This is a genomic window from Parachlamydia sp. (assembly GCF_050255895.1).
GTDB lineage: Bacteria > Chlamydiota > Chlamydiia > Chlamydiales > Parachlamydiaceae > Parachlamydia > Parachlamydia acanthamoebae.
The window spans coordinates 18508-27916 of sequence record NZ_JBFWIR010000042.1; the positions used below are offsets into that span (position 1 = coordinate 18508).

Sequence of the window (9409 nt, forward strand, 5' to 3'; positions counted from 1 at the left end):
AAAAGGCATAAAAGGCTATTGGATTTTACCGGATTTTAATGGCAAAATATTTTTTCGTTGCACCGCGGTTGCACCGTAAAAATTAGCTGAATACTTTTAAAGAATTGCAGAAAAACAAACTTAAGTTTTGATCAAAAATCACTTAGGATAAAAGAATATAGGCTTCTAATACTTTGAAATCTGAGTTGGTAGGTAAGACTTGTGGTTCCCATAATCTCGATACTTGTTTACCTTTCACTAATTTTTTAACTGCTTTAATTAATTCATTGTTTTCTTCGCGCAGAATAACGATTCCCGCTAATTGAACTAATTCATCATTGCTCAGAATTTTTTGAATCGCCTGACTTACCACTTTATATGATTCTAAATCTCTAGGATTGAGCCAGGGTGCGGCTATAACAAAATCCCACTTTTGAAGAGCATTGTCTCTTAAAAATAGACCACAAAAGGAAACATCACCTTGTCTTTCAATTTGCTCAAGTACTAGCTGAAATTTCTGAATTAAATCTTGCATATTTTACTCTGTAGCGTTACTGCAGCATTAACCATATCCGTGGCCTCTTGCATAGAATATTGTTTTTTCACTTCATACCGCATCTCAGGCGACCAATTGGTAAAAAAAGACCAAAGCGCCAAATAATTCTTCTTAATCCTCCCTTCGATTCCCGTACATGCAAGGAGAAATGCCAAGTTATGGGTTTTAAAAGATTTAAAACAATCACTTGGAGGAGGATAGTCTGTCCATTTCAGTGTTTTACATATTTTGATTTTTAATGCCAATTCAACAATATATCCGCAAGTGTACACAGCGCCATCATATCTTTTGCATTTGAGAAGCGCCTTGGCATCTTTCTTTTTAGCCCTACACAGAGTGATTAATTCATTTAAAGTGGACATATGATATAACGGCTTATCCTTTGCACCAGAAAACTGGCGAGTATAACACATGAATTCAAAAAAAGGAATCTGTTTGGATGTGCGATTTTCGTGGTGGCTTACGAAAAAATTATCAAGGCCGCTTAAAAACCTAATGACAGATGTTACAAGCCGCTATATTTTGTATTTGTTGATCGACTTTCGCATTCGTAACTGATCGTAAAGCATCGAGCTCTCGGCTTGTAAGAATTGGGGATTGCTTTGCTTGCATAACTAAATCAAATAATGAATCCATAGGCTTGACGAAATCGGGAACACGATAGCCAGAAGAAAATGCCTCATTAATATTTGACACCCTTCTAACAAAGGGAGTGGTCCACACGAGTACATCCCATCCTTCAAAAGCCAAAACTCTACCTATTTCATGAGATTCTGTACGCAGGTGCCATAAAGGTACTGTTTTTCCTTGATTACCTTTAAGGTAAGCTTCTAGAAGTATATTAGTTGTTGTCCACGAATTCGGCACAAGTATTAATACCAATGAAAAATTTGATGGTTGAAGAAGCTGCAGCTGTAAGCACTCATCTGCATCTTCGAAATTCGTAAAAGCATCATCTCTTCTAAGAAGAGCTGGCGTATTATTCAGAGTAATACCTTCAACTAAGAGTGGTCGCACTTCATGAGCATTGGGAAAAAGGTCTCCGTTAGGATACTTCACATACTGAAGCACCCCTGTTTCTGTCCTAATATGCACTCGCTTTCTATGCCAGCTTATATGAATTGGTGGATCCGTAAGATTGTTTGAACCAAGATCAAGCACTTTTTTCGGTGCCGTTTCGGAATGATGAAAAAGATAGTATATCTCATTTTTAACAAGGTTGAAACTTAAGGTACCCAACACATACAAGTCAGAGCCAATAGAAATTTTAAGATGTATTTTTCGTGGTTTTTGAGTCATGGAGAACCTGTTCTATAAATGTGGTACCATTTTGCAGATACAATTATTTATTGGTATCCTTGGAAAATATTTTCCAACACGTTTTGAGACATTAATAAATCCTTCGTGGTCCTTAGAAGCAATTCCAATTTCAAGATCATTAGTTCTCGATCTCTTTTCGCTCGCAAATCCACGAAGGAAATGCCAAAGGGCTGCATCGTAGTCGTTAAGACCCGTACCCCAAAATATTAGCTTCTTGGTCTTGTTAAGACATCTTTGCAAGAACGGGCCTGGTATAAATCCGGCATTTAGAGCTTTGAAATCAGACGATTCTTTTGCCATTAAGCGTGAAAGGTTTTGAAGAGGAAGGATTGATTGTTTAGGATAATCGCAACGGCCATGAAGTTGAATAACATTTTTAAAATTTAAAAACAGCCCTAAATCCCAATTGGTAGTAAGAATCAATATAGAAGCAGCGTCTTGAATTTTAAAATGTTTGTTGCAGCAAGTACAATACATTGGGCGTGGCTCTGTCTCATATTTTTGAAGAGCTCCGACTATTTGATTTTTCAATTGAAGTAAAGGATCGTCAGATTCATTAAAGTTAACAGTGCGACTCATAAAATCAATATTGGCAGCCAACCATGTCAATCCTTCTTCCGGTTCTTTGTATCCATCAGGACCGGTAATTCCAATTGTATTCATTGTATTTTTGAGAATATCCCAGCAATTTAATCCATCTTTAACTTCGATAGCTCCGTTACCTGCAAGAATGATGACATCAGGTGAATAGTTTGTTAGCGCAGTACAATCAGTTTTACGGTCAAATGGCAGGTGGAGCTCGCCATCAATTTTGGTCGATGAACTTGCAATGTCAATATTAAAACTGGCTTTTACTAACAAACTCTTACAAGCTGTGCAAGTCTTCATTTATGATTCTTATTGTATAGGTTGTTTAAGCTAGAATAATATCAAAAAACAAGTTTAAGCTGTACTAGAAGATCTTGTATAGATATGGAGAATGCCTTTACACTTTTATCTATTACAAAGCACTCTTCAGTAATTCCAGCGATCGTGTCCTAGCGGTTCTCTACCAAGCTCCTCCCGATGCAAGCGCCAGTGAGGCATGAAATTGTCCATGAACGCTTTAAATCGCGCATTGTGATGTTTTTCCAGTAGATGCACCAATTCATGAACCACGATATATTCTAGGCATTGTATAGGCTTTTTGATGAGTTCAAGATTGATCCAGATCCGACGCTCACTTGTGTTACAAGACCCCCATTTTGTCTTCATTTTTTTTACGCCCCATTCTGCCGCTTCTACGTTTAGAAGAGGCTGCCATTTATCCAACATGGGAGGGATTAGACTCTTGATTTCTTTCCTATACCATTGCTGCAAGACTAGTTCGCGTTGTTCAGCATTACTTTGAGGTGGTATGTGGAGCTTAATTACAGACTTGTTGCATATAACTTTGATTGGCCCTGGACATTCAATGACATCCAAGCGGTAGCGTTGGCCTAGAAAATAGTGGCTTTCTCCGCTAACCATCTCTCGAGGTGATTGTCTAGGTTGGTTTGTAAATTTCGCCTGTTGCTGCTTGATCCACCCCATCTTCCCAATCACGGCATATCGGATCGCCTCATCATTTACCGCTAAAGGAGCCGCTACACGCACTTTTCCATCAGGAGGATAAACCCCAAGGTGTAAATTCTTTATCTCTTTGCGCACAATATCGACGGTGATACCATTCACATCAATCTGGTGCATCTTTAGTACTCCGGTTGATTTTGAACGATATCAAGAATTTTAGATGTTAATGCATCATGAGGATCTATCGATTCACCCATATAGGTGCCAGATTCTTCGCGTACCATAAAGCCATGCCGCTTATTCATAGCACTTTTGATAGCATTCTGGACTTTGATTCTCTTGATGCGGTTATTGCGCCAATCATCTTGTCGATTTTTGATTACCGCTTCATGAACAGCCAGAGCGCTTTCTTCATTTTCATTCAAGTTATCGTATAGGGCTCGTTTGCCAGCTGTATTTACTGAGGATGGATAATTTGAGTTGCTTGCTGGATTCTTTACCTGTTTGGTTAATTCAATAACCTTAGCCAAATAGCTTTCATAATCGATTGCTTGCTGCCGGCGCTGCTCTATGAGCGCGCTTAGCAGTTCAGACATTTTTTCATAATATTTGGGATTGATTGGATGTTCGTCGATGATCAGTTTTCTAACATTGTTCTCAATCGTTTCCGCAACCGCTTCTTTCTTCTGCATACTCTTGGGAAGGGATTGTACAGCGTCAGGACCGCGTTCAACAATAAGTTGTATCAAGGATAAATCATCGAACGCTGAGATTTTTTCACTCTCTTCTGCGCGAATGTAAGTGTCGATGAGATGCCGCATAGCTGGCTCATACATCTTAAGATCGATATAATCGCCACTGGCCAGCTTTACTTCGGTGCGAACTTTTTCATAGTGATCGACCTCACTCTTGAGTAAATTGATCTCTGCCAAGCTATAGCCGGCTTCCTCTAATTCATTAGCCATATTTGCAAATGCACGAATGAAAGCAGCGGTCAGTTTGTATAGAGCAAGTCGCTTCGGTTCGTTTTCCTTAAGCTGTACGGAATTTCCCGACTCCTTGGCGCAAAAGTAATGTAAATACGCAGTCGTATCTTTCGGCGGCTCTACGGACTCACAAAGACTTTTAATAGATTCTCTTGCCTGTTCTAAATGTTCTTTTGCTGTACTTAATCTATCCTGTAATAATCCTGCCACATCAGCTTTGTCATAACCTGCCAACGCCTCAGCGGTATAGTCAGTCACAGATTTTTCTAAGTGTTTGAAGAGATCTTTGTAGTCGATGATATAGCCATACTCCTTATCATCACCGTCCAAACGGTTAACCCGACAAATCGCCTGAAATAGGCCATGGTCATGCATTTGCTTATCGATATAGAGATAAGTTGCTGAAGGAGCATCAAAGCCTGTTAGAAGCTTATCTACAACGATTAAGAGCTTCATTTGACCCGGCTCATCAACAAACTTCTTCTTAACTGCCTTTTCAAAAGCATCAGGATCTTGATCTGCCAACATCTTGTTATAGATTTCATATTGACGTAGTTTTTCGGTCATGCCTTCGCCCGATTCTTCCCCCTTAATATCTGCTGGAGAGGGTTTATAAGAAGTGACAATAGCACACTTGCCAGCCAAATCAGTTTTGTCAAAGAGTTCATAAAATTTGCAGGCTGAAAAAATGCTGTCACAAACGAGCATGGCATTGCCGCGTCCACTCATTAAGCGATCCCGTGTTTCCATATCCAGAAGTATATCGGCAACGATCTTCTCAAGCCTGGACTGACTAGAAAGCACTTTTCGAAGAGTTCCCCATCGCTTTTTAAGTTGCGCTTTGGCAAGATCCGTTAGATTTTTAGTTTTCGAGGTAAACCAGAGATCAATTCTTTCTTGCGAAGTAATTTTCTGGTCAATGTCACGGGCCTCATAACGCAAATCTAGGACAACACCATCCTCCACTGCTTCGTTAAATTTATAGGTATGAATGTAGGGTCCGAAAATCTCGATACTTCGTTGCTTATCCGCCTTGAGTAACGGCGTTCCTGTAAAACCAAGAAACAGAGCGTTTGGTAAAAACGCTTTCATAGCCTTATGCAAGTCCCCTGATTGTGTGCGATGACATTCATCAACAAACACAAAAAGATTGCCTTTTGCTAGAAAGTTTGATGGGATTGCCCTCTTCATTTCTTCGATGAATTTTTTAATATCAGTTCCGTTTTCCTCTTCGTCCTTACCGCCGAATTTGTGAATAAGCGAGCAAATGAGCCAAGGAGTTGTCTGATTTAAAGTTGAAAGTAAATCGGCACCACTCTTGGTTCGATAGATCGTTTTTTCATTAACCCCTATAAAGGTCTTTTCGATTTGCTCATCTAATTCTTTGCGGTCAGTGATAATGAGAACTCTTGCGTCAGTTATATTCTCACGAATCCATTTGGCTAGCCAAACCATCGTTAAACTTTTACCAGAACCCTGCGTGTGCCAGATGATACCGCCTTCTCGTCTCTTTAAATATTCCTGGGCTGCATGGATACCAAAATATTGATTCGGGCGGCATAGCTTTTTTATGCCTGCATCAAAGACAATGTAGTTGTGAATAAGCTCTAAAAATCTGGTTTTATTGCATATTTGAGAGATGTGGCGATCGAGCGGGTTCGAAATTGAACTCTCTTCTTTCCATGTCAGGTAATATTTTTCGGGGGTTTCAATAGTCCCATAGCGAAGCCCCTCAGTATCATTGCCTGCCATAACGACTTGAATTGTTGAAAAGAAGTGCTGAATAAAGATCGATTTTTGATTATCTAGATTTTGACGAATTCCTTCGGAGACAGATACGGTAGAGCGTTTAAGCTCAATGACACCTAATGCAATACCGTTCACATATATGACAACATCAGGGCGTTTTGTATGCGACTTTGAATCAATCCCTTTGACGGTGACTTCTTCGGCTATTGCAAAGTCATTGTTTTCAGAATTGTTCCAGTCAATTATATGGATCGTTTGAGTATTTTCACCTACTTCAAGACGTACATTTACACCATAACGCAGCAACTCATAAACGTCTTTATTCCTGTCGTAAGAACTCTTGCTCTTATCATCTGCCGCTTTGCTGATCAGGTGGATTGCGCGCCTTATCAAGACGTCTTCATATCCTTGCTTTTGCAGGTATTTTAGAAGCAGATCTTCATCAATATTTCTGTTATCTGGACGATCGATCCAATTGCCAAGATAACGATATCCTAGCTCATTACAGAATAGCTTGATCACTCGTTGCTGAGTGATTTCCTCATTGTGTCCAACGTTCTTCATTTTAAACGAATCCTTCCTGTAAGCAGCTCTTGCATCATTCCGTGCTTGAGATTTCTGGCTTTATCAAGTCGCTGTTCAAGGAGGGAAAGTTCGTTGTCCATATCTGAGAGAATATTAGCAATAGCAGTCTGTTCATGAAGATAAGGAGTAAAAAAAATGATTGATTCAATATCACTTGGTTTTAAGTTATTGATGCTTGAGCCCGCTAAAAGATTTGATATGTTATTTCGATAGTGATTCGATTGAAGTAAATAGAACACGAATCTCGGATCTGCTTTTTCTATATTTGTACGAAAACACCCCATAAAAGCACCAAACGTGTATCGATATGCATCTTTAATGGTTAGAAGCCCCGCTTTGCCAACAAGTTCTTTACTTCCATTCGCCATGCAAATGAGAATATCATTATTGCGCATCACTTGATGGTCAGAGACTTTGACGGAAGCCACGTACTGAAGGTTGTTTTTAATAATTTTAGAATTTTGAATATTGTTAGATCTAAATAGTCTAATAGTATGATCATTGTCTGTTGGAGATAAATCAGTTTCACCTTTATAACTTACCCCTCTTAAACATTGCCCGAAAAACCCCAATTGTATTGCATTCCATTCACCGCTAAATCCGGGAAGGCGTTGCTTGCCAGTAAACAATTGTTGCATGGCGCCTAGCTTGATATTTCGTTTCTTAGCAATGAGTTGGTCGAGACTGTTGATCAATGAATCGATATCGTTAAGTGCAGCTGCGATAGCTTGTTGTTCCTTTAGAGGAGGAATTATAATAAAAATTTGCGATAGATCATACTGACCTATATTTGCTCGAATAGCTCCTTGACCTCTAGAAATAATTTGTGAACGAATTAGTGAAGATCGAAATGCATAACCTGAATATTTAGCATCTAGTAGGTTACCTATGGGTCTGCCTCGAATGACGAAACCTCCAAACACGATTTTCTCATTTGACTTTGATATGTAAGTGGAAGCAAGACCTAATTCTTCTTGAGTTTCAGATGTGCGGTTGAAGAGGATATCTCCATATCGAATGCCATACATGCTAGCAACGCTGACTGGTAGTGTGATTCTACCAGGAACTTTTGCAACCGAGAGATGTGAATGAGTAATTACTTCTAAAACATTAATAAAAGGAATGCCTTTCCCATAGGCTGTTTTATCTGCGTTAACTCCATTTCGAAATTCTAAGAGATCTGAAAACTGAATAATATTCCAATCTTCCGGAATCATTCCTAATTCAGATATTTTGTAACCAACAACGGCCATTTCATTGATGGGGGATGCTTCTGGATTTTCAAGAGTTAACGTCATAGTTCACCTAAACTCTTAAATATTAATAATTTGAATGATGCGCACGGAAAAACCTGATTTCTTATGCATGATGAATCAGGCATACACAAAAAACGAGCAAAACGTGTGCATGAAACGCAAGACATGCACAAGAAATAGGAGTTTCGTGTGCATGACGATTTTAAATATATACCTTTAGGGCTTAAAGCGGTCATATTTGCCTACCTTCCACGGGAGTTCGGCCGGCATTGGCTAACAGATCGAATAAAGCCGAATTGAGATAAAAATTCTCTTTACCAAGCTTATGTTTGGTCAGCAATTCGATCCTAACTAATTCCTCTAGGTATTTAACTGCCGTGTTCCTATGGATTTGCAGTTCTTGCATGACGAAATCGATCTTAGTGTAAGGGTGTCTAAAAAGATTATTTAATAGATCCTGACTGTAAATCTTGGGCAGTTCACTTCGAAGCTTATGCTTTTGATGTAGCATTAAGTCTCTCATTCCGAGGATAAGGCTTACTGTTTGCCGGGAAGTTAGCTCTACTCCTTCTAACATGTATAAGATCCAAGGTTCCCAAGAACCAGTATCGCGTACCGCTTGAAGCAATCGATAATATTCATTCTTATTTTGATTGATGTAGCGCGAAAGATAGAGAACGGGGGTATCTAGCAGCCCTTGCTTTACTAAATAGAGAATATTGATGATACGACCTGTGCGGCCATTGCCATCATAGAACGGGTGAATGCTTTCGAATTGGTGGTGAATGATCGCCATTTTGATGAGAGGGTCAGCATCGTTGAGATTATCGTCGTTCATGAATTGTTCTAAATTATTCATTAAGGTGCGAATTTGGCTTTCATCTTGAGGCGGGGTATAGACGACTTCACCGGTCTGATCATTTTTTAACATCGTTCCGGGAATTTTGCGAAAGCCTGCACTATTCTCTACAAGAGCCTGCTGAATTTCTAGGATGTGATTATTAACGAGAAGCCCAGTTTTTTTAACCTGTTGATATCCATTTTGAAGCGCAGCCGCATAACTATACACTTCCTTAGCTGCAAAATTCGCAAATTGTTTCGTAGTTGCATCGCTCTTATACAGCTCATCATGGGTCGTGATTATATTTTCAATAGCCGAGCTGTCTTTTGCCTCTTGTAAGGATAACGTGCTAATCAAAATGCTTTGGTTAGGAATCACTCCACTTACACCCTTCAATTCTGCGAGTGCCTGATGTGCTTTCATTAGCTTTTTTAGAATGGGCTTTGTTTCTAATTCAATATTCAGCGGTAGACTTGGAATTGAATAACTCATGAAACAACTCCTTCCGACTTGGATGCCACAGCTTCCCAATCAAATCCCATCCTTCTCAAATGGTTCTCGACTTTAAGCTTATAGCTTTCTACCT

The 9409-nt window shown here is 39.4% G+C and carries 8 protein-coding genes; all 8 read right to left on the bottom strand.

The window, feature by feature from the left end; genetic code table 11:
- Window positions 1-142: 142 nt before the first annotated feature.
- A complete protein-coding gene (locus AB7E63_RS08445) occupies window positions 143-514 on the bottom strand; it encodes a hypothetical protein (protein ID WP_059358629.1) in 372 nt (123 codons plus the stop codon).
- A complete protein-coding gene (locus AB7E63_RS08450; protein WP_059358628.1) occupies window positions 502-897 on the bottom strand; it encodes a hypothetical protein in 396 nt (131 codons plus the stop codon). The genes AB7E63_RS08445 and AB7E63_RS08450 overlap by 13 nt, the downstream gene beginning before the upstream one ends.
- Window positions 898-1027: 130 nt before the next feature.
- Entirely contained in the window at window positions 1028-1594 is a 567-nt protein-coding gene (locus tag AB7E63_RS08455; RefSeq protein WP_152618826.1) for a hypothetical protein, read from the bottom strand.
- Window positions 1595-1846: 252 nt separating this feature from the next.
- Window positions 1847-2743 carry a hypothetical protein gene (locus tag AB7E63_RS08460; protein ID WP_059358626.1) on the bottom strand — a complete coding sequence of 299 codons (897 nt, stop codon included), beginning with the start codon at window positions 2741-2743 and terminating at the stop codon, window positions 1847-1849.
- A 126-nt stretch (window positions 2744-2869) separates the two neighbouring features.
- Window positions 2870-3583: a M48 family metallopeptidase gene (locus AB7E63_RS08465; RefSeq protein WP_059358625.1), complete on the bottom strand. Its 714-nt coding sequence runs from the start codon at window positions 3581-3583 to the stop codon at window positions 2870-2872.
- Between the two features lie 2 nt (window positions 3584-3585).
- Window positions 3586-6705, bottom strand: a complete 3120-nt coding sequence (locus AB7E63_RS08470) for a type I restriction endonuclease subunit R (RefSeq protein ID WP_428419199.1) — start codon at window positions 6703-6705, stop codon at window positions 3586-3588.
- Window positions 6702-8024 (bottom strand): restriction endonuclease subunit S, encoded by a 1323-nt coding sequence (locus AB7E63_RS08475; protein WP_059358623.1) that lies wholly within the window; start codon window positions 8022-8024, stop codon window positions 6702-6704. The genes AB7E63_RS08470 and AB7E63_RS08475 overlap by 4 nt, the downstream gene beginning before the upstream one ends.
- Before the next feature lie 190 nt (window positions 8025-8214).
- On the bottom strand, window positions 8215-9315 hold the full coding sequence (locus AB7E63_RS08480; RefSeq protein ID WP_059358622.1) for a Fic family protein: 1101 nt from the start codon (window positions 9313-9315) through the stop codon (window positions 8215-8217).
- Window positions 9316-9409: the final 94 nt, after the last annotated feature.